The sequence below is a fragment of the Zhouia amylolytica genome (genome assembly GCF_900116365.1).
Taxonomy (GTDB): Bacteria; Bacteroidota; Bacteroidia; order Flavobacteriales; family Flavobacteriaceae; genus Zhouia; species Zhouia amylolytica.
Genome location: NZ_FPAG01000005.1, coordinates 204,034 through 229,436, shown reverse-complemented (window position 1 = coordinate 229,436; position 25,403 = coordinate 204,034). Strand labels below are relative to the sequence as shown.

Genomic DNA, 25,403 nt, shown 5'->3' with positions numbered 1-25,403 from the left:
GGTGCACTTACGGTCATTATGATCTTGTGCTACCTTTCATGGGCAACGGGTATCTATTTAATTGGTTTATTCACGTTTCCAATGGTTCTAACCATAATTGCTCCTTTTTTTGATGTTCCTTCCCTTAAAGAAAATGGAAAATTGACTTACCACTCAAATCTTTTTCTTTCGGAGAAACCCACCTCTGGAGTTATAAAAATACATGGAGGCACCTTATTTGATTATGTTTTTGTCATAGACAATAACATGAGCGGAAGGCAAAGAACCAATTATATCATACATCAATATCTCGAAGGAATTTTAGATTTGATCGATCGTTATGATGAGTTCAAAGAAAAGGACCTCAAAATAAGAGGAACGAGCTATATAATTAATGAACGCACAGGAAGACGAATAGGGTTCAATACCATTGAGACCGATAACATTCAGAAAATCATATTGATCTTTAACTATTTTAATGTAATGCTCACATATTGCATTGCCAAAGGCACGCTATCATTCCCCAATTTAAATCAAACCAGAACTTTCGAAACCTCTTTATCCCGATTAGTTGCGCATAGAGAACATATTAATGACCTAAATAAAAAATTTAAAAAAATAAGTACCCGATCGTTTATGAAATAATTAAGCAATGAATCCTTGTCGCTCTTTCTCTGTTGAAAGAATATGCTTTAAGAACTTAATTAACATTAAAAAAGGAAGCCATTTTCGATACTCCCTTTTTTATTTTTCACTTAACTACTACTACTTATTAGGTTTCAGCAGCAGTTTTCAAATTCAATATTATGATTAACAAGACTTTGTTATAGTGAAGTTTCCTCTAACTTAAATTTAATCTCATTTAACTCCTTCATCCAGTTATTCCCTTCGCTATTATCAAAAACTTTCTTAGCATTAAATAATGATTGGTAGTACTCAATTCCTTTTAACAGATTTACTTTAAACAGTCTCATTTTCTTTTGGTTTAAGACAGATTGACCATTTACATTCTTTTTTAACTCCTTTTCGAAATAATTAAAATTAAGCATCAATTCTTTCACAAACATATTTGGACGATTAACGTTTTTTAATAAATCATGCTTTCCATAAATATGTCCAATCATATCCAATAAGCTCACCTCTTTGTTAAAATAAGCCATATTGGGACCTGGACATACAACGACACCCTGAGCTTCCTGCTTTACCGGGATTTCACAATCGATGTATGCAGGATTTGCCAATCCCACACACAAACAAGATTTTTCGGTAATCGCTCTTTTTTTATTGGCTATTTCTTCCGGATTGAGGTTTTCGGACAATAACTCATTGAGTTTACGCTGTTGAAATTTTCGGGACGCTGTGCATTGTCCCTTATTTGCATATTCATAGTTTAAGGCAAGGTGCTTTTTTGGGCACGAGCTACCAGCTTTACTATTTTCTATTCTTTTCTGTTTAAGATGCTCATTTGTTGTATTTCTCACTGTATTAAATGGAACTCCAAGTGGCGATATATTACTGAGGTATAATTCTTCCTCTTTAGCTTTCATCAACAATTCTCTTGTTTCTGTATCAACCAGTGTGGCTTCCGGAACCAGTAAAAAAGGAGAACCCCACCCTACAGAATCGACCTTAAAATAATCTGTTAAAAACTGATGTTCCTCTGAAGTTCCCACGCCTCCCTGGACACTAATTTTTAAGTTCATAGGGGCTTCAGGCACAAACTTCCCATCCATTTCCAGTGTTTTAATCAGACTCTCGTGCAGCTGATTTTGAAGTTCGACTTTTCTTTGTTTGAATTCCTCTAATACAGGTCCTAACAAATTTCCATCACTGGCAAAGGCATGGCCTCCGCAATTCAATCCTGATTCTATTCTGAATTCAGACACCCACAGTCCTTTTTTAGCCAGAAATTGACCTTGAATTAAAGCTGATCTATAATCACTTACTTTTAGAATTATTTTCTTTTTTAAATAACCATTTTTATCCGGATAGAAATCACTAAAAGTAGCAAGATAGCTGTAAAGTCTTGGATTCATCCCAGCCGAAAAAACCACAGAAGATTCCAAACTACTGGTGGCAAAACCTCTCAATGCTGCATGGGCATCATTAAACTCAACCCCTAACTTTTTATTACCGACATAATTTTCTCTGTCGACCTTGGTCATTATATTGACATCAATTTTACCAGGGCATAACCATTTATCAAAGATACTTTTAAGTTCATTTTCAAGATTATTTCCCTGATTTAACCACTTTTTAATATCAAGGCGTATTTCAGCCTTGGGTGCTATCATTTTCAAATACTTCTCTAGTGAAGTGCGATCCTGAAGCAATTCTTGTTTAAAGATTTCAAACTTCTTCTTTACGATACTATCTAGTAAATTCAGATAAACAGAAATCCTTCGCGCTCTGTAATCTGTCATTTTCTTTGTAATGGCCTGATAAGGAAGCTTAAATCTTTTGCTATAATAAGCCCTCATGGATTCCATTAATTCATCATCAATAATGGAAACAACCGAATCTATACCATAATTAGCTACTCTCACGGGGCTATCAATTGTATAAGCCAATCCCATAACCGGGATATGAAAATCATGCATTTTTTATCCTTCTATTTATTTCTTTCTTTTTGAAAATCAAATTTGAAGTTTTGGCATGAGGGATCTTATGATAATTGTCATATTAAAAAGCATATAATTTCTCTATCTCCTACCGATGTTTTCAACTACTCCTTAGATAATACAACTAACATCATCTGGCAAACTACAAAAGTTTTTATCAGACGGCCTGAATTATAAATTTCACAAATCAACTTTAATCATAATACATTTAATGACTATATTACATCTCCGTTTTTTACGGTGGTAAAATAGATTGAATGCCTATGAAGAAAAGAGATGATGCACCTTTAATCAGTATCGAAGGATTCCGTAAAGGGCAAATTGCCGGACGTGAGGAAATAATATTTAACGAGCTTCATGGGGCGAGATCAATTGACAAGCCTCACAAGCACGATTTCTTTATTATTATTCTTTTCGATCAAGGGAATGGAATACATAACATCGATTCGCTGGATTATCCTATAGGTGATCATGAAATTCACGTATTGTTTCCAGGACAAATGCATAAATGGGAAATTCAAAAGGAAACGATTGCCTATCAATTAATGGTAGAGAAATCATTCTTTGAACATTTCTCACCATATTTCAGGTTCTCATTTACAAACTATCAGAATCATCCGGTGATACAATTAAGTGAACAGGCATTTAAGCTATTACGGTATGAATTTATCGCCATTAAAAACGAGTTGAAGCAACCTCAGTCTTTGGTACAGCTAATTAGTGCACGTGCAGCAGTAATCGCAGCTATAGTTAGTAGAGAAGCTGAATACACTTTTACAGAATTTAAAGTTTACCAAACCAATCCGCGACTTGCCAAATTCAATTTGCTTATTGATGAATTTTTTAAAGAACATAAATTTGTAGCATTCTATGCAGAAAAGCTAAACGTTTCCGCTAATTATTTAAACATTCTTTGTAAAAAGCATTTAAAAGTATCCGCTACAACACTCATTCAGCAACGCGTAATTACCGAGGCCAAAAGGTTATTACAAAGTACTACACTTTCTATTAAAGAGATAGCTTTCAGACTAGGATTTACAGATCATGCATATTTTTCAAACTTCTTTAAAAGTCAAACTGGAATAACCCCGAGTAGATTTCGCGAAAATTTATAAATTTTACAATTGACCATCTAAATATTACACCTAAATACGTAAGGGTGTAACGTACCTTTACCCCCATCAAAGAAAAAATAGAATTATGAAAAATGCCAATATATCAAGGAAAGATTTTCTTAGAAACTCAGCATTAGGTCTGGCAGGATTATCCCTGACCCCGGCATTGGTAAAAGGACAATCTAAAGTTGAAAGTGGCGTACTTAAAAACCCCAAGACTACCAGTCGTTATACCCTTAAGAATGTACGGTTAGAGACCGGGTTCGTTTACGAAGATGGAGATGTTATTGCCACCAAAACTGATTTATTCTCAGTAGTAATTGCTAATGGAAAAATTGAAAGTGTTGGCGCCAATAAATCAGATGCTGATAGCATCGATGCTAAAGGCATGCTCATGCTTCCTTCTTTTAAAGACATGCATATTCATCTTGATAAAACTTATTATGGTGATAAATGGCAGGCAGTCAGAAGAAAAGGTGGTGTTAAAGGAATGATCGCATTAGAACAGCAAATGTTACCAGAAATGCTCAAAGACTCTACCTATAAGGCCGAAAAAATTATAGCGTTATTACAATCGAAAGGGAGTGCATTTGCAAGGAGTCATGTGAATATAGAGCCTACCTCCAGGTTACAATCTCTTAAAAACCTTCAAAAGGCTTTAGCCCATAAAGAAGAAGGATTCGGAGCCGAACTGGTAGCATTTCCACAACATGGTGTTTATTATACTGATACGGTCCCATTTATGAAAGATGCTGCACAGACCGATATTGATTTTATTGGTGGCCTCGATCCTTACAGTATTGATGGAGCAATTGAAAAAACAGTAGATTTTACGGTACAATTAGCTTTGGATCATAACAAAGGGATCGACATCCACTTACATGAAACAGGTGAATCTGGATTAAAAACGGTAGAATATCTGATTGACAAGGTAAATGAGAACCCGAACCTTAAAGGTAAAACTTACCTAAGCCACTGCTTTGTTTTAGGAAAATTAGATAAATCAAAACAACAGGAGGTCGCAGAAAAACTGGCAGCCGCACAGATAGGTATTGTCTCTACGATTCCATTTGGATGGCTTATCATGCCTATTCCGACTTTAACAAAATACGGAGTTGAAGTCATGACTGGTAATGATAGTATTGTAGACCACTGGAACACGTTCGGTACTGGAAGTGTACTCTACAAGGCAAATATAGCTGCTCAGTTATACGGTCAGGTATCCGAATTTGGGCTATCAAGAATGTTAAAATTAGCTACCGCAGGTCCAATTCCACTGGATGACAACGGAGCGCAACAGTGGCCTAAAGCAGGAGATGAAGCAAATGTTATTTTAGTTGATGCCAGTTGCTCTGCAGAGGTAGTTTCTCGAATGTCGCCTGTACAGTCATTGATTTATAAAGGAAACATTGTTTACTAAATAAATAATATTTTAAGGTTTCAGGTCTCTGTAGTATTAAAAGGAGACCTGAGACTTTTAGATAGCTTCCATAAAAGTCTGTTTTTCGGACACCTCAAACAACAGGCAGAACTTCCGCACCCTTATATCATATTCCTATTTGTTTTCATCAAAATTAAGGGTAGATCCTATTATCTCTGATCTATTAAAAACAAGTTACTAATCATTATTTATTGGAATTACATCCTCCTTCCCTTTTGATAATCAACACTTTCTTATAATTTTATAGAAATGAGCTTTTTATCACGAGATACCCTGGCAATTTACAATGCGAACATCCAGTAAAATTAGCATTGCGAATTTAATCTTGGTTACTCCTTAAAACAACCTATCACAAAATGAACAAACAATTGTTAGTTATGGTAATGGTGTTATCACTATTGAATTGCAAAGCACAGGAGAAATACTTGTTGTTTTCATCAAGCAGGTCGGGCAACTCCGATATTTATGTCATGCATGTCGAAAACCAAACCCTAAAACAAATCACCAATTCTTCATCTGAAGAATGGGCTGGCACCTGGATAAACAACAATGAAGTATCATTTTTAAGGCAAGTAGGCGATAACATAACCAGACACAAAATTAAGATTTCAACTCAAAAAGAAACTTCTTTAGAACAACCTGAAAATTGTACGCTAGACGATAAAAACATTTTGTATGCTTCAAATGGCAGGCAACAACTTTATCAATGTCGGTCTGACATCTTTATTTTTGATTCCGAAACCCAAACAACCGTTAATCTTACCAAAGATGTTCCAGGAAACTCCCGTTATCCAAGTTGGAATTTTAATGGAGAGCAGATCATTTTCACCAATGATCAATCAGGAAACAATGATATTTATAGTATTCAACTTAAGACCAATTCCCTTACACGTTTAACGAACTATGAGTCCAATGACGAACGTGGTGATTTATCACCCGATCAACAATACCTGGTCTTTAGCTCTGATAAAGATCATCCCGGTAACCAGGATATTTTTATAAAGAACCTTAAAACCGGGGTGTTAACCAATATTACCAATAGTGAAGGTACCGAATTAATTGCCCGATGGAGTTCTGATGGAGAACGTATTTACTACGGTGGTAATAAAGATGGTAATTGGGAACTCTACCTTTACCACCTGAAAAATAAAAACACCAAGAGACTTACGAATAATGACGCTTTTGATGGTGACCCCAGAATTTATAAATTCGAAAAACATTAAATAACTATAAGGTTGATTAAATTTCAATAAATTTTTTCATCTAACTACTTACTCATATTTAAGCTAATGAAAAATAAAATTTTAAGTTTTATCCTGCTCTTTACAGCAGCACTTGCATTCAGCCAATCCATTCCAAAACAACTTAGTGAAGAAGAATTCTCTATCGGGAAGACCTTAGAAATTGAATCGGAACTATTACATGAGTCCCGAACCTTAAACATCTATTTGCCGTCAAGCTATAAAGAGAACCAATCAAAAAAATATCCTGTTATTTATTTACTCGACGGTTCCAAGGACGAAGACTTTATCCATATCGCCGGTATTGTTCAATTTGGTTCTTTTTCCTGGATAGAAATGGTTCCGGAATCTATTGTTGTTGGCATTGGTAATGTAGATCGCAAAAGAGATTTTACTTATCCATCTACTCTGGAGATTGATAGAAAAGAATTTCCAACCTCCGGGAAGTCTGCTCACTTTATCAATTTTATCAAGAAAGAACTACAGCCTTTTATAGACGCTAATTTTCGCACTGAAAACAACAAAACACTTATCGGGCAATCCCTTGGTGGACTTCTCGCTACGGAAATATTATTTAAAGAGCCGGAGCTTTTTAGTAATTATATTATTATAAGTCCGAGTCTTTGGTGGGACAACGAAAGACTTCTCGACTATAAACCCTCTGAGGTAAAAACAGGGAATTCAATATATGTTGCCGTCGGTAAGGAAGGTGATGTTATGGAACGTACGGCCAAAACTCTTTATGAGAAAATAAAAGCGGAGCGAGGAAAAAACACCAAGGTGTATTTTGAATTTTTAGCAGATAAAACCCATGGAGATGCTTTACATGAAGCCGTATATCATGCTTTTGAAAAAATTTTCGAATAAAGTCATTCAATGGAGCTTATAAAAGCCTTTACCTGAATATTGTGTTTAAAAAATAGAACTATGGAACAACAAATTAATTCATTAAAAAAAGTTCAAAAGATACAAACCCTTATCATTCTTCTGTTGATTGTTGCCATCATTTGGGTCTACCTTAATCCAAGAAATCAAGAATTAAAATCGAACGAAATTATACATTCCAAAGGCATTGTTATTCATGATAATGAAGGAAATCCAAGAATGGCAATCGGTTTTCCAGTTACCAATGAAGTCAGAGTACGAAAAGACACCTTAAACGGAATGGTCTTTTTAGATGATAAAGGAATGGACCGTATTCATTTAGGACCGCATGGAAAACTATTTCTGGGTGGTAACTATTACAACAGAACAAATAATGAAGGTTGGTCGCTGTTTTTTAATGACCCTAAAGGTGAAGAACGTTCCGGGTATGGATTCAGCGACAGCGATAACAGTATCGGACTGGGCATGGATTACGGAGGAGCTCATGGTGGTGAGGCCATCTATCTTTATGCTGCACCTCAAATTGCATTTATGACCATCAATGCAGACTTACAAGACAAGCAAGGAATCCGGGATAGAATCGTATTATGGCATGAAACCGATAAAGATTTAAGCATTGCTAAAATTAGTGATGCAAAAAAAGACGGCAGAATAATTTTAAAAGCTGAAAACGGATCAAACCCTACCATTGATTACACTGATAGTCTTTTGAACAAAGTAAACATCCATAAAAATCATAAGTAACGACAGGATATTAATACGTAAATTCCCCAAATGAAAACACAATTTTTATTTTACTTTTTTATTTGTACAATTTCAAATTTTTTATCCGCACAAGATTTACCCAGTGATGTATATCAGGAAATAGAAAGGAGGATTAAACTCGAAATTAATCCGAGCATATCCATCGGTATTCTATTACCTAATGGAGATACTAAATATCATTCATTTAGCATAGAAGAAGGAGTGATAAACGTAAAAACAGACAGCTTAACCCTTTATGAAATAGGATCTATCACAAAAACGTTTACGGCTACCCTTGCTCAGCTTTCTTTAAAGGAATCTATGAGTGTTTCGATTAAAGATTTTTTTCCAGATCTTGACAATTCAAATTTAGATCGAATCGAACTTTCGGACTTGCAAAATCACATTGCCGGAATACCCCGCTTGTCGGCACAATTCACTCCTGAAGATTGGTCTGATCCGTTTAATGGGTATTCAGACAGCTTATTAAACATTGAATTACAAAGCTTAAAAGCAGATACTTTAAAGGTTTGGAGATACTCGAACCTGGGTTATGGCATTTTGGGAAAAATCGTAGAAAAATCTACCAACAGAACATTTGAAGATCTCATGGGCGGACTACTGTTAAAAGCAGACATGACCAATACCTATCTTAATCATCAGTCAGCTATAATTAACATTATTGCTCAACCAACCAATATGGGTACTCAAAATAGTTATTGGAACTTTACAGGTCCTAGCAGATATGCCGGTGGACTGATAAGCTGTACCAGAGACCTCATTCACTATTTAAAATATCAGCAAAAGTTTAATTCTTTATTTACCCCGAATAGTATAAACAAACTCATTCCTACTGGAATTACAGATTTGGGGAAAGATCGTCTTTTTTACAAAGACGGATGGTTTGTATTTAACCCGGAGCAGCATACTCAAATTTTATTTCATAATGGTGGCACCGGAGGTTACCGATCTTTTCTGGGCTTTAATAAAGAAACAAAGTTTGGTGTAGTGATACTAACAAACTCTGGGAATTTAGTTGATGATATTGGTCTAAAACTCCTCTATCCTGATTTTCAGTTAAACCACCCGGAAAGAACCATTGCCTATGAACTGGCAGATATTATAGACCAAGGAAACCCAAAGAATTTAGTCGCTACATATAAACAACTTAAGGCTGAAGAATACCCTGGAAACATCCTTAATATTTACTGGCTCGAACGGTTCTTCTTTGGAAAAGGTAAATATGCCATTAGTCATCAGTTAAGTAATATTATGGTAATGGAATTACCTGATGACTGGGAAGTCTTTGAGATCAATGGTCAAAATCTGGAAAAATTAGAACGGTATGAGGAAGCCATTATCGCTTATAAAAAGGCATTGAAGCTCAATCCGGGAAACACCCTATTGATAGATCACATCGAACGCTGTAAAACATTAGGCAAATCCTAATAATTTGCCTTTACCAAGCAAAGCACTGTAGATATTCTTCATACGGTTCATTTAGTATCGCACCTGTCCTTAACCAAAACTTCAATAGCTACGAAGGCAACTGAACAATTTCAACCTTGTTCGTTACCTTATCCATATAAGCTTTTATAAAGTGGTCAATCTCCCGATTATTTGGTTGCAGCTCAATCCAGGCTTCAAGATCATTTATGGTAGTTAAGCATTGGTCATTAGGTATAAACCCATGCCCTCTATAGTGTTCATCTTCTATTAATATAACGGCCTTTTCCTTTGGTGTTCTCCCCTTTTCAATCAGTAAGAAATCGGTACTTTTCGTTTTTGTTCCTGCTATCGCTTGTTGTACCCTATTGTTATACTCATCGATAACTTCCTCTTCCCTGCAAATACCTTTACACTCGTTCAACTTATAATGAGAACAATGCTTAACATTACTTTGCAACTGGGTATACTTAGGACAAAGGTTATAGGCTTCACAAAGCTGTTCCATAAAAGCTACACACTCTCTTGTGGAATAAAATACCTTTATTGGCTGCTTAACTAGTTTCAGGTGGTTATAAGCCAGGTGTATAATACCCTTCCTGTCGGTATAACTAAAAACTCCATATCCTTTACTCCTGCGTTTTTGAGCCCGGTTATATTTTGGAAAATGGTGTTTAATCTTAACGGACTCTACTATGAGTGCTAACAGTTCGCTTCCTGTTTCTTCAAACTCTATATGGGCAGTTTCCTTGCTCAAGGCTAACTCCTTGGCTTTTTTATCATAAAAATGACTCAATACTCTTTTCTTAATATTGACTGCCTTTCCCACATATATAATTTTACCTGTATCATTCAAAAAATAGTATACGCCTGAGGTTTCGGGTAATTCTTCAAAAATAGTTTTAGGTAAAAGGGGTGGTAAGGTAACCTCTCTGGAACGTTGATTGAGATGCTGTGCCACGGTACCATCCTGATCATTTTTAAGCAGTTTTTGTAATAAAATCACGGTAGCATCTGTATCTCCCTTAGCCCGGTGTCTCTGTTGAATAGGAATTTCTAAATTACGGCATAAATTCCCCAGGCTATACGAGCGTAACCCCGGAAATATTTGTCGGGAGAGGCGCACAGTACATAGGCGTTTCCTTTTATAGTCAATTCCAAGTCTCTTAAATTCATTCCTGATTACATTATAGTCAAAATTCACATTATGAGCTACAAATATTTTATTCGCTGTAAGTTGCTCTATTTTTTCTGCTATCTCTGAAAATTTTGGGGCATCATGTACCATTCCGTCGTCTATGCCGGTAAGACCTATTACATTTCTTGAAATAGGCATTTCCGGGTTTACCAGGGTATGGTACTCATCTACTAATGTAGTTCCATTATGAATTACCACCGCTATTTCTGTTATGCGGTTATTTTCTCCCCCAAAACCCGTTGTTTCTACATCTATAATTGCGTACATTAAAATTTCTTTTTACTGAAAACGAGGATCTTGAATATAATCTTCTTTTTTCATTTTAACTACTTCTAAACTCAAATAACCAAACTCACTAACCACTTTACCATAAATACGATATATCCCTTTCCCCCTAAATTTATTTTTAGCAGCAATCTGAGGAAATAGCACCACATCAAACACTTCTCCTATCTGATCTATAAAGGTGGCAAAGTACATCTGATTCCCGTTCTGGGTAGTACTGCGCTTTGTCGTTACCAGGTATCCGTATATATCGATATGCTTATTTAAATACTGCTGAAAATCGTTGGTAATTCTATTATTCTTTGGCTCCTCCAGCAGTAGGTCAAACGGACTGCACAATGTAAAACCTAAAAGTTCTATCTGTTCAAAAGCTTCCTCCAGCTTTGTGGTTTGTAATACAGGAACTTCATAATTATTTTGACGCACCTTAAACAGCTGGTACTGGTCTTCAAACCGTTGTATATGTCCCAGGCTAAAATGAGCCTTCCAGAGTAGTTCATACTTGTCAACTCCGGTAAATCGAAAAGCGCCTATGCGAATTAAAATACTTAATTGATCAATACTAATAGTAACCCGTTCTATAAAATCCTCTAAAGACGTAAAAGCTCCATGTGTACGTTCTTTTAAAATACGTATACAACTCCGTTGCTCTAAATCCTTCAAATAACCAAACCCTAAATAAATATGTTTCCCGTATATTTTATTTTCCATACTGCTTCTATTAATGCAAGGAGCATGTACGATCGCACCCAACATCCGAGCCTCATGAATATAAATTTCAGGGCGATAAAATCCACCTCCATTATTAAGTACGGCAACCATATACTCCAGTGGGTAGTAAGCCCTTAAAAATAAGCTCTGATAACTCTCTACAGCATAGGAGGCAGAATGCCCCTTTGCGAAAGCATAACCTGCAAAACTTTCTATTTGCTTCCAGACCTCTTTGGTCACCTTATCATCATACCCCCGCTTTCGGCAATTATCTATAAACTTTTCTTCAACAGCTTTAAATTCATCCCTCGAGCGATACTTTCCGCTCATTCCCCTTCTCAACACATCAGCTTCCCCAAGGCTTAAACCTGCAAAATGGTGAGCGACCTTTATAACATCCTCCTGATATACCATTACTCCATAAGTATCCGGCATAATTTGCAGTAGTACCGGATGTGCTTGCTTAATACGCTCCGGCTTATGATGACGTAGAATATACTCACGCATCATACCACTTTGCGATACTCCCGGTCTTATAATAGAGCTTGCCGCTACCAGCCCCAGGTAATTATCGACCTTAAGTTTACTAATAAGCATTCGCATTGCCGGCGATTCGACATAAAAACACCCCATACATTGTCCCCTGCTCAACATCGTATTTACCTTAACATCGGTTTTAAACTGCTTTACATTATGGATGTCAAAAGTGTTATTGTCAGGCTGGTTATATGCAATGATCTGTAACGTCTCCTTTATTTTCGCCAATCCCCGCTGCCCCAACACATCGTATTTATACAAGCCCACATCTTCAGCTATATGCATGTCTATTTGTACGGTAGCGAAACCTTTTGGAGGTAAAAATGTAGCGCAAAAGTGCTGTAGCGAATATTCACTTATTAGTATTCCACTCGAATGCACGCTTATGTAGTTAGGCATTCCTTCTATAAGCGTACCATAACGCAATACCAGTTCCGATAACTCATCGAGCTCATTTAATTTAAATTGTCCATCGCTCAAACGATCTATATCTTCTTTAGGCAAGCCAAACACTTTACCCAGTTCTCTAACCACCCCTTTGTATTTAAAAGTAACATAGGTCCCCATAAGAGCCACATTCGGAAAGCGATCAAAAATATATCGGGTAACATCTTCGCGATCCCGCCACGAAAAATCAATATCAAAATCAGGCGGGGTACTTCGAAACAAATTCATAAATCGTTCAAAGTACAGATCGAGCTCCAATGGATCTACATCTGTTATTCCCAGTAAATATGCTACTATACTATTGGCTCCACTACCGCGACCTACATGGAAGTATCCTTTCGATCTCGCATAACTAATGATATCGTAATTAATTAAAAAATACGATACATACTCCATTTTACGAATCAACTCCAGTTCTTTCCGCATTCGTTCAATAGCAGCATCCTGCTCGTCAGGATATCGATAATCCATCTGCGCCAAACAAAGCTTTTCCAAAAGCAGGTAATCCTCTTCTTTACTTCCGGTATATGTTTGTTGATTCTGACTTTGCTTACCGGCAGAAAAATCAAAATTAATACTGCACTGTTTTAAAAGTTGGTCTGTATTTTCTAAAATAAAAGGGTATTCTTTAAACGCCTGATAAAGGTTTTCTACCGGGTACATCTTTTCATCTTCATTAGCCTGTTCCTCAGCCTGAAGCTTACTCAGTAATGTATTATTATCTATAGCACGTAACAAGCGGTGGGCATTATAATCTCTTTTATTTCTGAAGGTAACAGGTTGCTGTACTACCAATCTGTCTTTATAGGTAATGTATTTAGAGAATGGTAATTTTCTAAGGTCTTTTACCGAAATACCGATATACTCATAAGGCTTAAAAGTATCCATTTCATTCAACAATACTTTTTCAAAAGGATAGACGATAAACACGTCTGACAATTCAGGTGCCTGTTGCGGGATTAGCTTTTCTGTATGTAAATGTGCCGAAAGCAAATCATTAAGCTGTTTAAACCCATGATTGTTACGTGCTATACCCACAAACTGCTGATCTACTCCATTTCTAAAGTCAACACCTACAAGCGGCTTTATACCATACGATTCCGCTTTACGAATAAAATTCAGGCAGGCCGAAGTATTATTGATATCGGTAAGCGCTAATTGAGTTACATGGTTTTCTCTGGCCAGTTCCAAAAGCTCTACTTCTGAAAAGGTACCAAAACGCAAACTATAATATGAATGACAATTTAAATACATTATTGTTTTCTATGTGCTAATATGGTTGGTGGCTGTCCGTTAAAAGGGTTATGCATTCTACCAATAGTCCTGGCACCCATACCCGCTGCTCTCAATACACTCTTATCTCCATACCGTTGCCTGATTTTATCCAGTGCCTGATAGAGATTAATAGCTTCTTCAGAATCTTCAAACAGATTAATCTGGTAATTACCATGTACCAAATGACTAAACCTTATCCCTATAAGTCGTACCAGCATTCTACGGTTATAGAGTTGTTTAAAGAGTCCGAGCACCTTCTCTATTAAAATATGGTCAGCACTGGTATAAGGTATTTTAAGCTGTTTCGATACCGTTTGAAAATCAGAGTATCTTAATTTAACGGCTACACAGGCGGTTAGTTTTTCGCCTCTTCGCAACTGATAGGCTAAATTCTCTGTCATAGCGATCAGTAATGTTCTAAGCTTCTGTACATCAGTCGTATCACGATCAAAAGTACGTTCAGTAGAAATCGATTTTCGTTCACAAAACGGTATAACCGGGGTTGTATCCACCCCACTGGCTCTATCCCAGATTGTAAGTCCGTTTTTACCCAAAACCGTATAAAGCATTTCTTTAGGCATCTCCTGAAGGGTTTGTACTTGTTTAATTCCAAGATTGCGCAAGGTCAAATAAGTCTTGTCTCCTATCATGGGGATTTTCTTAATTGACAAAGGCGCTAAAAACGGTTTTTCAAAGCCATAATCTATTTTTAGCTGATTGTTTGGCTTGGCCTCTCCGGTTGCTACTTTCGATACTACTTTATTAACCGACAAACCAAACGATATAGGCAGTCCGGTTTCCTTTGTAATAGTTCTCCGCAGTTCCGAAGCATACTTATAACTGCCAAAAAACTTGTCCATCCCCGAAAGATCTGCATAAAATTCATCGATGCTCGCCTTCTCAAACAAAGGAACTTTTTCTTTAATTATATCAGTAATCACATCTGAATGCTTAGAGTACACACCTGCATTTCCCTTTATAATCACTGCCTCAGGACACAATTCTTTAGCCATGCGCATTGGCATTCCACTATGTACCCCGAAAGATCGGGTTTCGTAACTGCAAGCCGCCACTACACCTCGATCGCTTACCCCACCTACAAGTATTGGTCGCTGCTTTAACCTACTATCAAGCAAACGCTCAACAGATACAAAGAAAGTATCCAGATCAAGATGTAATATTGTGCGACTCATTAATAAATTGGATTTTTTCCAAAATTATGGAATTTTTCCATTTATTAGGAAATAATCCATGTTAAAAACGGATTATTTCCATGAAAGAGCTATATTTGTTTTATGATCAAAGATTTACCCATAGCAAGTATTCGCTTCAAAAGTATCAGACAAGAGCAAAAATTAACGCAACAGACTTTTGCCGAATGTTTGGGTATCAGTGGTACTACCGCCGATATAGAACGTGGTAAAACAAAGATTTCAGGTGAAATCGTCACCAAACTATTTCAATTATATCGTATCAATCCGCTTTGGCTCTTTGGTGAAAGCAATGAAAAATACCTCCATCCATCTGACAATACCTTACCCAAAGTAGTAACCCTTAACAGTGAAGAACAGGAAAATGTAATGATGGTGCCCGTAAAGGCATCAGCCGGCTATGCACATAATCTACAGGATGTAGAATGGTATGAAAACCTCCCTGCTTTCGATCTGCCACTCCCTGAATACCGCAATGCTACGCACAGAGCCTTTCAGGTAAAGGGAGATAGTATGCATCCCGTATTACACCAGGGAGAATGGGTGATTGCCCGGGCAACCGAAAGACTTTCCGATATTAAACCCGATAACCTATATGTAGTAGTGCTCCCCGATACCGTAGTCGTTAAAAAAATGATCGTTACTAATGAGCATACACAGCTTATTTCTATAAACAAAGAATATCCACCCATTGAATGCCCTACCTCCGAAATACAAGAAGTATGGCAGGTAGTGAGTAAGATTACCACCAATTTTGAAGTTCCTGAATATACCTACGATAAGCTGGCTCAAGAAATGAAGGCCGGGTTTGAGGCTATTAAGTCGAGGTTATAACTCACAAATTAATACGATTGCAAATATTAAAATTCCTTAATAACTTTATGAAAAACATAAGGTTATGTGCTACCATATTTCGCAACGCCAAAAGAACCCTCAGAAAATATCAGAACTCTTCGATGCCGAAAATGTGCTTAATCCAGAACACGTACCTGTTTACTATCATCTTAATGGTTTTTCTCATGCCAATGTCATGGTGATGACACAGGAAGAACCTGACATAATACAACTGGCTACCTGGGGTATTGCTCCTCCCCATTATAAAGACTCCCTGGAAACATACTGGAAAAAATATACTGGCGGAACCCTTAACACCCGTGATGATAAATTTTTTCAAAACTACTTCAGCTGGAAAGATGAAGCCCTGTTAAAAAATAAATGCCTCATACTCATAGACGGACTTTATGAACCTCACAAACCCTCACAAGGTAAAAACATCCCTTTCTTTTTCGAAAGACCAAATCACGAAATGTTCGGACTGTTAGGAATCTATACACATCAAGGAGGGATACTCACCTGTTCCGTTATTACTACCACCGCCGATCCGCTGTTTGAAAAAATCCACAACGGCGCTAAACGAATGCCTATGTGTGTTGCACCGGAGGACAAAGACTATATGATTCTGATGAATCGTCAAGACTCTTTAAAAGAAGAATTCAAAATATTCAGATCCATCGAATTAAATGCCTACCCGGTAAGCAGAGATGTTATCAATGCCCATAAACAATCAGATTACCCAGAGATCATCAACCGATTGGAGTATGCAGAACTTTCCTGAGTCACTATATGAAATCTATATTTCTTTTTACCATTACTTATAAACTTCCCGGTTCCTATTGGTTCATATAACCATAGCCAATTGAATACCCCGCCCCGCTCTATTTATGAAGAAGGATACTCCCCCTAATTCTTATATAAACCGATGGAATCAATGGCTATTCCCTTCAATTTTGCCAGTTTAAAAACTTCTTGTTCAAATGTATCAATGGGAACAGACTCCTGATTCATGAGCTCATTCGATGCATCCATGTCCAGCCACTCTTTATTACCATCGAGTATGCTTTCTTCCATATTAACAAAACTGTTATCCTTTAAAATGTTCCGTTTAGGAATTGATGGCTTATCTTCAAAATACCTGGAAAGCTCCGGATAAGCCTCGCTATATGGAGGCTGGTCATAATGTACGGCCATTAATCTTTTATAATATAACCCTTCCTCATCTAATAAGCCTTTTGACCAGTTTTCCAGGCGATTATCTATATGAATCCCAAATTTAGTATCCACAAATAAATTATTGATGTAGGCATTATCAGATCCGCCACCGATTAATACATTCCATTTTCCGGCTTTATAAAAAACATTAGATTGAACCTTCAGGCCACAAGCCCCATCATCATGATAAACCGCACAAGTATTATAATGATCAGGAATATCTTTAAAATAATTATACCGAATCACACTTCCTCTCTCTGAGGGATCCCTTCCATAATAAACAGCTCCTTGATCTTCTACTTCAAGACAAACATCATGGATGTAATTGTATTCAATAAGATGATTATTTCCATGCATTAGAATAGCCATACTCGGGAGGTCGTACATTTCACAATGACGTACCTTATTTCCAACACCGGTTAAGTGAACAGCCGGCCGGTAAGACTTCTCAATTCTGTTTAAATCATAGAACTCACAGTTTTCCACTATGTTATTTCCGGGTGCTAAACTTAACCTGTCTCCACCACCTAAAGATACCCCACCGGCTCCCAATTGGTAAAAGACACAACCCCTAATCATATTATTTGTACCTGCCAGACGATTAAAAGTAGTGTTTACATACAAATGCTGCTGCAGACTCCCTACTAGACCGGAAGTTGCCGTTCCCGTACCTTCATGCCGATACTTTTTAAAAGGTGTTATTCCCTGGCCAACAGTAATTCCAAGACTCCCCAGGTTCTTAAACACGCAATTTTCGATAGTTACATTTTCAGTTGCATCCATAGCAATACCCAAGCCCCTGGAGCACTCGAAGGTAATCCCCTTAACGGCTACATTTTTCACTCCCTCGATTTGAAAAAAAGGGTCCTCCAAAACGGAAATTTCAACTTGCTTAACATCCTCTTTACTTCTAAAATATAACATACCACGAGAGCGATCAATGTAATATTCCCCATTTGCATCTAACTCCCTTAATATATTTACCCCATACCATTTACGCCAGGGCTTTTGATCTCCAAACCCATAAAGGGTAGGGATCTTGGTCGTAATAGTACGCTCTGTATCATTAATTTCTTTTACCGAAACCATATCATCCGCATATCCCCACATAAAATATCCAGCGATCCATGGGTCACTTTCATACTTCCATGCATCTACTCTTAAAGAATCGTAACGAAACTTACCTCCTAGGTTACTAAAATCATCATTCCTGGGAACAGAACCCTTATCGAGCACTTCTTCTATAGGAATCATCCCTTTATTAGGCCACCTTGAAAGGTGAAACGGTTTTTTGTTGACAAATAGCTCAGCCCAGGATGCCCCGTAGGGTCTTGCAAATCCTACACTCCTGATATTACCGTAGTCGTCCAGACCATAAGCTTTAAGGTTTATAGCCAATACAGTATCCGGTACCCCATCTAATTTTACACTTTTGATGGCATTGACAGGAATGGAGACTCCTCCGAAAAAGCTAACCGCTTCATTCTTATAAGCCGAAATACGAATATTAGAATAGTTTGAATCTAGTTTGATCGCTTGATGAAAATTATATCGCCCCTCCCGGATAAAAATTTCAATAACTTCAGCATATCCCTTTTCACGAAATTCAAGTACCTGCTGAAAAGCCCGATCTAATGTTTTCAATGGTTTGGAGATGGTCCCCTTGTTCGAATCATCTCCTCCATTAGCAACAAATATTTTGTGTTGTGCCGTAGTGGTATAACAAAAAATTAAAGCCGTTAGTACTGAAGTAAATATGCTATGTAATTTTCTCATTTTATTGGGTTACATGGCTATCATACATAGCCCGATGAATTCAAAGCATAAATATAAACGTTCGATCAGTAACTTAGAATTTTTCGTTCCAGAACCTTTCAATTTCCTCTAAAGATTTCCCCTTGGTTTCAGGGATGTATTTCTTTATGATCCAAATTCCGGGCATACAAACCAAAGCAAAGAGTAAAAACGTTAATGGCGCATTAAATCCTGCCAATATCATTGGAAATACCTGACCTACAATAGCATTTGTAACCCAAAGAAAAAGTGTGCTAATAGTCAGGGCCCTCCCCCGAATACTCGTTGGAAATATTTCTGAAGCCACTACAAACTGTACTGGCCCTAAAGAAAATGCATAACAGGCAATAAATAACAAAATACCCACAATAACATAACTGTCAAAACTACCTCCTATAAAGAACATCAAACTAATCATTAACAGTGATAGGATCACGCCCAAAGCTCCGAACCTCAAAAGCGGTTTACGTCCCCATTTATCGATTGTATATATAGCCACAAAAGTAAATAGCACATTCACAAAACCTATAGTTACCTGCCCTCCCAAGGCATCGCCTAAGGTAAATCCAGCTTCATTTAAAATTGTAGGACCGTAATAGATGATCGCATTGATTCCGCATATCTGTGAAAAAATCATTAAAAAAATGGCGATATACATCGGGCGTTTATAAACACCTCTTATCAACTGGAAGAAATTCATTTGCTCCTTTTCTTCTTTATGTACTGGCTGGTCATATTCAATCTTATATCGCTCCGCAATTTGCTTAGCTTTTTCCTTACTTCCATGAATCATCAGCCATCGCGGACTCTGAGGTATGAACAATAAGCACCCAAGGAACAATAATACCGGAAATACTTCATTAGCAAACATGCCACGCCAGTACTCATCCTTGTATAAAAATTCAAAAACAAAACCATCCATACCACTATCCTGGTGTACAACAGAGGTCCAGTAGTTACTAAAATATGCGATTAAAATCCCTGCCGTAATAGCCAATTGATAAACGGAAACAAGCTTTCCACGTACATGTGCCGGCGAAATCTCACTGATATATAAAGGGGAGACCATAGAGGCTATCCCAAAAGCAACACCTCCCAATAATCGATACAACACCAGTTCAGTAAAAGAACCTGATATGGCACATCCCATGGCAGAAATAAAGAATAGTAGTCCGGAAATGATAAGCATCAATTTCCTACCGTACTTATCACTCAGGTACCCGGAAAAAACAACTCCGGAAATAGCGCCTACCAGGGCAGAGCTTACAAACCAACCTATACCCGCGTCTGATAGATCAAACTGTGCTTTAACCAATGCTACCGTTCCGGAAATTACAGCCGTATCAAACCCGAATAGAAATCCGGCCAATGCCGCTGCAAAAGCAATAAAAACAATCTTAAGATTCATAATTACAAACTTCAGGTTTAACAAAGGATTTCACCACCTTGGCAATACTTGACCCCAGGTTATTAATGGTGTATGAACCAGCATTGGATGGAATAACAAAGGTTTCGGCATAAGCCACTACCATTTTTCTATCTCCGGTAACTACTTCTACCTGACTTCCTTCAACCAGGCTCAAGATATGACATTGATTGTTACCCTCAACATGAATTTGATCATTAAATTCCATCCTATACACTTCATAGAAATGTTGTGGATGCGTACTTAATTGCACCTCTTTCCACCCTTTACCTTCGGCTGTAACCGTTTGTTTGGAAATATATTCTTCTTCTACCACATCACCCTGACAGTCGAAATTAAGATTGGCCATTCCCCTTTCTATATTTAGTGGTCTCGGTTGACCATTGAGGTCTAAACGCATCCAATCATACATTTTAAAAGTATAAATATAAGGAGTACTGCTTATCTCAAGAACCAGGTTATTGATACCAGAACAATGGATCGTACCATGTGGAATTAAAAATAAATCGTGTTTTTTAGCAGGATGTATTTGCACATATTTTTCGACCTCAACTTCTTTACCCTCTTGCTGACTTTTAACCAAGGCCTGGTGAAATTCATCCTTATTTACTCCCTCCTTAAATCCAAGGTACACATTCGCATCATCTGCTGCATCCAGAATATAATAAGTTTCATCTTGCGTAAACTTTTCTCCGAATTGCTCACTGATAAAGTTAGGCTTTGGGTGACACTGTAATGAAAGATTCTCTCCATTAAACGTATCTAAGAAGTCAAACCTGATAGGAAAGTCGGTTCCAAAAGTCTTTGCAGCATCTCCTAATATTGCCTGATGATCATTGTACATCAAAAAGTCAAAAGACACTTCGAGGTTTACACCCTTTTTAGAGATCACGATCCCATTCTCCGGTACAATAAGTTCAAAAGACCATGCGTAATTCACCACCTCATCAGAAAGTCCGTCAATATTATTCTTGATCCAGTCGCCTCCCCACACACCAGGTTCAAACCACGGACGTGCCCTGAATGCATGTGTAGACATTTCGGCTAGTGCCGCCCGTAAAGTACTTCCGGCGCACCAGGATATATCATTTAAAAACTGACCGTCTACCACAAAGTCAATAGCACTTAAGAGATTTTGTTTATGCCTGTTTAATACCGGCCAGTCAACGAAAAACATTCTTTTATACTGAGGCTTTGCCGAAATCGGTTTTTGTGCTCCTATATTCCGGACCCATCCTGCCCGCGAACGGTATTGTATCTCATTCTTTGGAATATCAACATAAACCAGTTTAGCATCCCAGTTACACAATGAAGCCCCGGAACCATATACAATCGATAAACAATCGTCATCAGCCACCAAAGACTCGAGCTTATCCCTTTGGAAGAAATCTTCCAGATCGCCTTCATAAAGTCTTCCAAAGACCGGATCATCTCCACCCAAAAATGGTGCTATCATGGCATCAATTACATCAGCATCCTTATAGGCTGCATCGATCGAGTAAGTAATGTTTTTAACCCCTAATTGCCTGAGCGCTTCAGATAAACCACCCATTAAGTAATCCCAGTCTACCCCAACATAACCATCAATACACACTTTTTTATAGAATGAGAGTTCCCTTGCTAAACTTTCAAAACCTTGTGATACTGTACCCTCACTAATTTCAAAAGATGGAAAAACATCGTAGCCCTCTAGCTGCTTTTCTTCCCTGTTAACGGGCATTAAAAATTGCGCTGTGTTTCTTTTGTTAAAATCCATTTCATTCATTGCTAATATATTTTTTACAGCCCCCAGTATAGCTGCATTTTCAGTTTCTTTTGCAAAATGTATTCTCGGGGTTACTTCCCCCAACTCCTCCTCAAATGTTGCTTTAAAAAGAGGATAACTTTTAGAAATATTTCCCCCAAGTATTAATAAGTCAGTTCCAAACTTGGCTAAAACCGGACTTAAAACAGTACCGAGATTGGATCCAAATTCCTCAAAGATCATTCGGGTATTGGAGTCCGTAGCTGCTTGATCTGCTATTTCTTTTACATTGGCTGCTTCATATCCGCATTGCTCCTTATAACGGTGCAAAAACCATCGTGTGGAAATCCAATCTTCTACCGTTTTACTTTGATACGGAAGGTTGAATAGTTCTCCATGATCAGGGATCGTATCGTCGTCAGAAAGTAACAATCCATCTTTCATAAAACCAGAACCGATTCCTGTACCTAGTGTAATCGCAGCAATTTTTTCTTCTGTTAAATATTGAGACCAGGTCTCTCCCAATAAAAATCCGGCAGCGTCATTAATAAAAAAGACGTTATCAGGATATAACAGCAAACCTGCCAATTCATTCGTTAGAAAATGCCTCATATTAATGGCAAATAACTTATCGTATTTATCCACTCCTTGAATATGAACAATTCCTTTATCATAGTCAGCAGGCCCCGGTATTGAAATCCCCACACCACCTATGGGCAACCCTTCTGATTTTTTAATACTTTGCTTAATACATTCAAGCCAAACCCTCAAAATAATACCTGCATCTTCGTGTGAATCCAATTTTGAATGCACCTTGGTTTCAGGAATTATTTTCCGGTGTTGAACATCCACCACGGCTGCAGCTATATGCGACCCCCCGATATCTACTCCAATGGCATATTTTATATCCTTCACAACCATTTTTTTATTCTGTTTTTATAACTTGCCCCAGCTTTTATTTGGGTTTTTACCCATATGTAATTCTAAGGTTCCTCCTCCAACAACATCTTTGAATTTTAATTGACATGATTCTAATTGTTTCCCATTAAATTGAGCCGATTGGATGTACAGGTTTTCCTTAGAATTATTACGAACTTCAATAACGAACTCCTTCCCTGAGTAGTAGTTACTGTCGAGTTGAACAACCATTTTATCAAACAACGGACTACTCAAATCCAGTATAGGTTCTTTATCTCCACCCCCATTCATTTCGAACAATCCTAATGAACTCATCACAAACCATGCTCCCATTTGCCCTTCATCTTCGTCTCCTTCCCAACCATGATATGGGGTAGAACCATAATAGGTCTCCATGATATCACGGGTATACTTTTGGGTTAACCAGGGTTTACCCGAATAGTTAAACAGCCATGCCGCCTGCATATTTACCTGGTTACCATGGTTGATATAATATTCCGATTTTCTTCCACCGGTACGATCCAGCGCATGGGCCGCGTATTTGTGTTCTTTTGATTTTTCAAACCCTTCTTCCAGTCTGGTGTTAAACAGATCCTTACCCACTAATTCAACCACGCCTGGTATATCGTGCGGTACATACAGGGTATATTGCCAGCTATTTCCTTCTATGAAATTGTAGTTATCAAAAGGATTAAAATCTTCTTTCCAATTTCCCTTACTGTCTTTAGGTACTACGAATTTTAAGGTTGGATGAAAAGAGTTTTTATAATTTTTCGAACGCTTCATAAAACTCCTGTAGTCTTTTTTATTACCTATAGCCCTGGCCATTTGTGCGACACACCAATCATCAAAAGCATAGTCAAGCGTTTTATTCGTAACTCCTTTATCCGAAGGCATATATCCATGATTGATATAATGATCTAAACCGGGGTTTCCTACATATCCACCACACTCATAACGTCCACCACTCACGGTTACATTCTTTTTCATGGCCTGGTACAGCTTATCAGGATCTTCTGTGTAAATTCCTTTCTGGTAAGCGCTAAGCATTAAAGCCATTTCGTGAGAACCTTCCATGATTCCGGAATATTCTAATCCCGTTGGCCCCTTACCGGTCCAACCGGTCTTTTCAAATAATTCAAGTTGAGTCAACACCCAATTTTTACTGATATCCGGGGTTATTAATGAGAGTAAACCATTAATGTTCCAAAATGAATTCCAGAAAGCATCTCCTCCATACATAGCAACACTATCAGGTGATTGCTGTACATTTTCACAAGGATCCACATACAGTCCGTTTACATCATTCCAGGTTTGTTTGGCGGCATAAACTCTATACAAATTAGTATAGAACTTAACCTTATCAACCTCATTACTACCCGACACCTTAATTCGATTTAATATATGCTCCCATTGCATTTTGGCATTTTCCTTTACGGCGTTAAAATCCCATCCAAAAGGTGTATTAATTTCTGTATTTAAATTCAATCTTGCCTGATCAATACTCACCATTGAAATACCAGATTTCACGAGTATTTCTTCATCCTTTTCCGTCTCATAAACCACATACACTCCAATGTCGTCTTTCCCGGATATTTCTTTGATACCGTCTTGCTCCTTTCCCTGATTCCATCCGTTCATGTTTTTGAATGGCTTACTGAACTGTAATACAAAGTGAAGTTTGTAGTTATTCCAGCCTGCACTTGAACAGTCCGCATAACCCTCAATCTCCGTATTACTAACCTTGGTGATTCTTGCATCATTAATTTGCAACCCGTATTCCGACGGTAATAGCAGGTCGACCAATACCCTTGATTCTTTTTTCCTGGGAAACGTATATTTCTGGAATCCACAACGCGTGGTCACGGTCATTTCGGCTTTAACATCATGATCGTATAGATAAACTTCATAATACCCGGGCGATCCTTTTTCACTTTCCTTAAGTATCCTTGAATGATATCCTGCATTCGCTCCCTTATATGGAGCATCAACCGGTCGATCTTCTAATACCAGGTCTGCAGTCGTTGGCATCATTCTTAAACCCGCCATGGTCCAGGCATGAATATGGCTAAAACCCGACACACTATTGATGGCATATTCATAGCCGCCCATCCATTGGTCTCCCTGATTGTCCGGGCCCAATTGTATCATTCCGAATGGCATGGTTGCATAGGGTCCCAGCATCCACCTGGAATTTGAAGTCCCCATAAACACATCAACATATTCCAAAGGAGATTTTGACGGTTGCCCAAAACCAGGGGATATAAATAATATAAGATTAAGTATCAGTAATAATGTTCTCATAATTGGTTCATCGGTTAATTAAAACACGTCAG

17 protein-coding genes are annotated in these 25,403 nt (G+C 37.7%); 9 read left to right on the top strand and 8 right to left on the bottom strand.

All coding sequences use genetic code 11. The features are described 5' to 3' along the window. Window positions 1-81 precede the first annotated feature (81 nt). A complete protein-coding gene (locus BM361_RS09650; protein WP_254785791.1) occupies window positions 82-624 on the top strand; it encodes a hypothetical protein in 543 nt (180 codons plus the stop codon). A 179-nt stretch (window positions 625-803) separates the two neighbouring features. Here the strand turns inward: BM361_RS09650 and BM361_RS09645 are convergent, their stop codons facing one another. Continuing rightward, window positions 804-2,579, bottom strand: coding sequence for a hypothetical protein (locus BM361_RS09645; protein WP_074978505.1), 1,776 nt, complete (start codon window positions 2,577-2,579; stop codon window positions 804-806). Window positions 2,580-2,863: 284 nt separating this feature from the next. Between BM361_RS09645 and BM361_RS09640 the strand changes: the two genes are divergently transcribed. The 6 genes from BM361_RS09640 (at window position 2,864) to BM361_RS09615 (ending at window position 9,475) form a co-directional block, all read left to right on the top strand. Further along, a complete protein-coding gene (locus BM361_RS09640; protein ID WP_074978636.1) occupies window positions 2,864-3,715 on the top strand; it encodes an AraC family transcriptional regulator in 852 nt (283 codons plus the stop codon). A gap of 85 nt (window positions 3,716-3,800) precedes the next feature. After that, entirely contained in the window at window positions 3,801-5,135 is a 1,335-nt protein-coding gene (locus BM361_RS09635; protein ID WP_074978503.1) for an amidohydrolase, read from the top strand. A gap of 377 nt (window positions 5,136-5,512) precedes the next feature. Further along, a complete protein-coding gene (locus BM361_RS09630; protein ID WP_083425913.1) occupies window positions 5,513-6,379 on the top strand; it encodes a TolB family protein in 867 nt (288 codons plus the stop codon). Between the two features lie 66 nt (window positions 6,380-6,445). After that, a complete protein-coding gene (locus BM361_RS09625) occupies window positions 6,446-7,264 on the top strand; it encodes an alpha/beta hydrolase (RefSeq protein ID WP_074978499.1) in 819 nt (272 codons plus the stop codon). Between the two features lie 60 nt (window positions 7,265-7,324). Next, on the top strand, window positions 7,325-8,026 hold the full coding sequence (locus tag BM361_RS09620; protein WP_074978497.1) for a hypothetical protein: 702 nt from the start codon (window positions 7,325-7,327) through the stop codon (window positions 8,024-8,026). Between the two features lie 30 nt (window positions 8,027-8,056). Continuing rightward, entirely contained in the window at window positions 8,057-9,475 is a 1,419-nt protein-coding gene (locus BM361_RS09615) for a serine hydrolase (RefSeq protein ID WP_074978495.1), read from the top strand. An 88-nt stretch (window positions 9,476-9,563) separates the two neighbouring features. Here BM361_RS09615 and BM361_RS09610 read toward each other — a convergent pair whose 3' ends face one another. The 3 genes from BM361_RS09610 to dinB are packed head-to-tail and all read right to left on the bottom strand — an operon-like array spanning window position 9,564 to window position 15,118. Then, a complete protein-coding gene (locus BM361_RS09610) occupies window positions 9,564-10,937 on the bottom strand; it encodes an exonuclease domain-containing protein (RefSeq protein ID WP_074978494.1) in 1,374 nt (457 codons plus the stop codon). Between the two features lie 12 nt (window positions 10,938-10,949). Beyond that, a complete protein-coding gene (locus BM361_RS09605) occupies window positions 10,950-13,904 on the bottom strand; it encodes a DNA polymerase III subunit alpha (protein ID WP_074978492.1) in 2,955 nt (984 codons plus the stop codon). After that, window positions 13,904-15,118 (bottom strand): DNA polymerase IV, encoded by a 1,215-nt coding sequence (gene dinB / locus BM361_RS09600; RefSeq protein ID WP_038262615.1) that lies wholly within the window; start codon window positions 15,116-15,118, stop codon window positions 13,904-13,906. Before dinB ends, BM361_RS09605 begins: the two co-directional genes overlap by 1 nt. Window positions 15,119-15,220: 102 nt before the next feature. Here dinB and BM361_RS09595 point away from each other — a divergent pair, with 102 nt between their 5' ends. Both BM361_RS09595 and BM361_RS09590 read left to right on the top strand, forming a co-directional pair. Then, window positions 15,221-15,970 carry a LexA family transcriptional regulator gene (locus tag BM361_RS09595; RefSeq protein ID WP_038262611.1) on the top strand — a complete coding sequence of 250 codons (750 nt, stop codon included), beginning with the start codon at window positions 15,221-15,223 and terminating at the stop codon, window positions 15,968-15,970. 64 nt (window positions 15,971-16,034) lie between these two features. Beyond that, window positions 16,035-16,751, top strand: coding sequence for an SOS response-associated peptidase (locus BM361_RS09590; protein ID WP_074978491.1), 717 nt, complete (start codon window positions 16,035-16,037; stop codon window positions 16,749-16,751). A gap of 125 nt (window positions 16,752-16,876) precedes the next feature. Here BM361_RS09590 and BM361_RS09585 read toward each other — a convergent pair whose 3' ends face one another. From BM361_RS09585 to BM361_RS09570, 4 genes are all read right to left on the bottom strand, one after another. Next, on the bottom strand, window positions 16,877-18,961 hold the full coding sequence (locus BM361_RS09585; RefSeq protein ID WP_074978489.1) for a right-handed parallel beta-helix repeat-containing protein: 2,085 nt from the start codon (window positions 18,959-18,961) through the stop codon (window positions 16,877-16,879). A 73-nt stretch (window positions 18,962-19,034) separates the two neighbouring features. Then, window positions 19,035-20,387: a sugar porter family MFS transporter gene (locus BM361_RS09580; protein ID WP_074978488.1), complete on the bottom strand. Its 1,353-nt coding sequence runs from the start codon at window positions 20,385-20,387 to the stop codon at window positions 19,035-19,037. Further along, the gene (locus BM361_RS09575; RefSeq protein ID WP_175496570.1) at window positions 20,377-23,064 is read right to left on the bottom strand and encodes an ROK family protein; all 2,688 of its coding nucleotides are present in this window, start codon (window positions 23,062-23,064) and stop codon (window positions 20,377-20,379) included. The genes BM361_RS09580 and BM361_RS09575 overlap by 11 nt, the downstream gene beginning before the upstream one ends. A 21-nt stretch (window positions 23,065-23,085) precedes the next feature. Next, complete coding sequence (locus BM361_RS09570) at window positions 23,086-25,371, bottom strand: GH92 family glycosyl hydrolase (RefSeq protein WP_074978486.1); 2,286 nt, start codon at window positions 25,369-25,371, stop codon at window positions 23,086-23,088. Window positions 25,372-25,403 lie beyond the last annotated feature (32 nt).

Coding starts and splice junctions, on each gene's coding strand:
- BM361_RS09650 (WP_254785791.1), top strand. CDS start 82: ATGGTTCTAACCATAATTGCTCCTTTTTTTGATGTTCCTTCCCTTAAA.
- BM361_RS09645 (WP_074978505.1), bottom strand. CDS start 2,579: ATGCATGATTTTCATATCCCGGTTATGGGATTGGCTTATACAATTGAT.
- BM361_RS09640 (WP_074978636.1), top strand. CDS start 2,864: ATGAAGAAAAGAGATGATGCACCTTTAATCAGTATCGAAGGATTCCGT.
- BM361_RS09635 (WP_074978503.1), top strand. CDS start 3,801: ATGAAAAATGCCAATATATCAAGGAAAGATTTTCTTAGAAACTCAGCA.
- BM361_RS09630 (WP_083425913.1), top strand. CDS start 5,513: ATGAACAAACAATTGTTAGTTATGGTAATGGTGTTATCACTATTGAAT.
- BM361_RS09625 (WP_074978499.1), top strand. CDS start 6,446: ATGAAAAATAAAATTTTAAGTTTTATCCTGCTCTTTACAGCAGCACTT.
- BM361_RS09620 (WP_074978497.1), top strand. CDS start 7,325: ATGGAACAACAAATTAATTCATTAAAAAAAGTTCAAAAGATACAAACC.
- BM361_RS09615 (WP_074978495.1), top strand. CDS start 8,057: ATGAAAACACAATTTTTATTTTACTTTTTTATTTGTACAATTTCAAAT.
- BM361_RS09610 (WP_074978494.1), bottom strand. CDS start 10,937: ATGTACGCAATTATAGATGTAGAAACAACGGGTTTTGGGGGAGAAAAT.
- BM361_RS09605 (WP_074978492.1), bottom strand. CDS start 13,904: ATGTATTTAAATTGTCATTCATATTATAGTTTGCGTTTTGGTACCTTT.
- dinB (WP_038262615.1), bottom strand. CDS start 15,118: ATGAGTCGCACAATATTACATCTTGATCTGGATACTTTCTTTGTATCT.
- BM361_RS09595 (WP_038262611.1), top strand. CDS start 15,221: ATGATCAAAGATTTACCCATAGCAAGTATTCGCTTCAAAAGTATCAGA.
- BM361_RS09590 (WP_074978491.1), top strand. CDS start 16,035: ATGTGCTACCATATTTCGCAACGCCAAAAGAACCCTCAGAAAATATCA.
- BM361_RS09585 (WP_074978489.1), bottom strand. CDS start 18,961: ATGAGAAAATTACATAGCATATTTACTTCAGTACTAACGGCTTTAATT.
- BM361_RS09580 (WP_074978488.1), bottom strand. CDS start 20,387: ATGAATCTTAAGATTGTTTTTATTGCTTTTGCAGCGGCATTGGCCGGA.
- BM361_RS09570 (WP_074978486.1), bottom strand. CDS start 25,371: ATGAGAACATTATTACTGATACTTAATCTTATATTATTTATATCCCCT.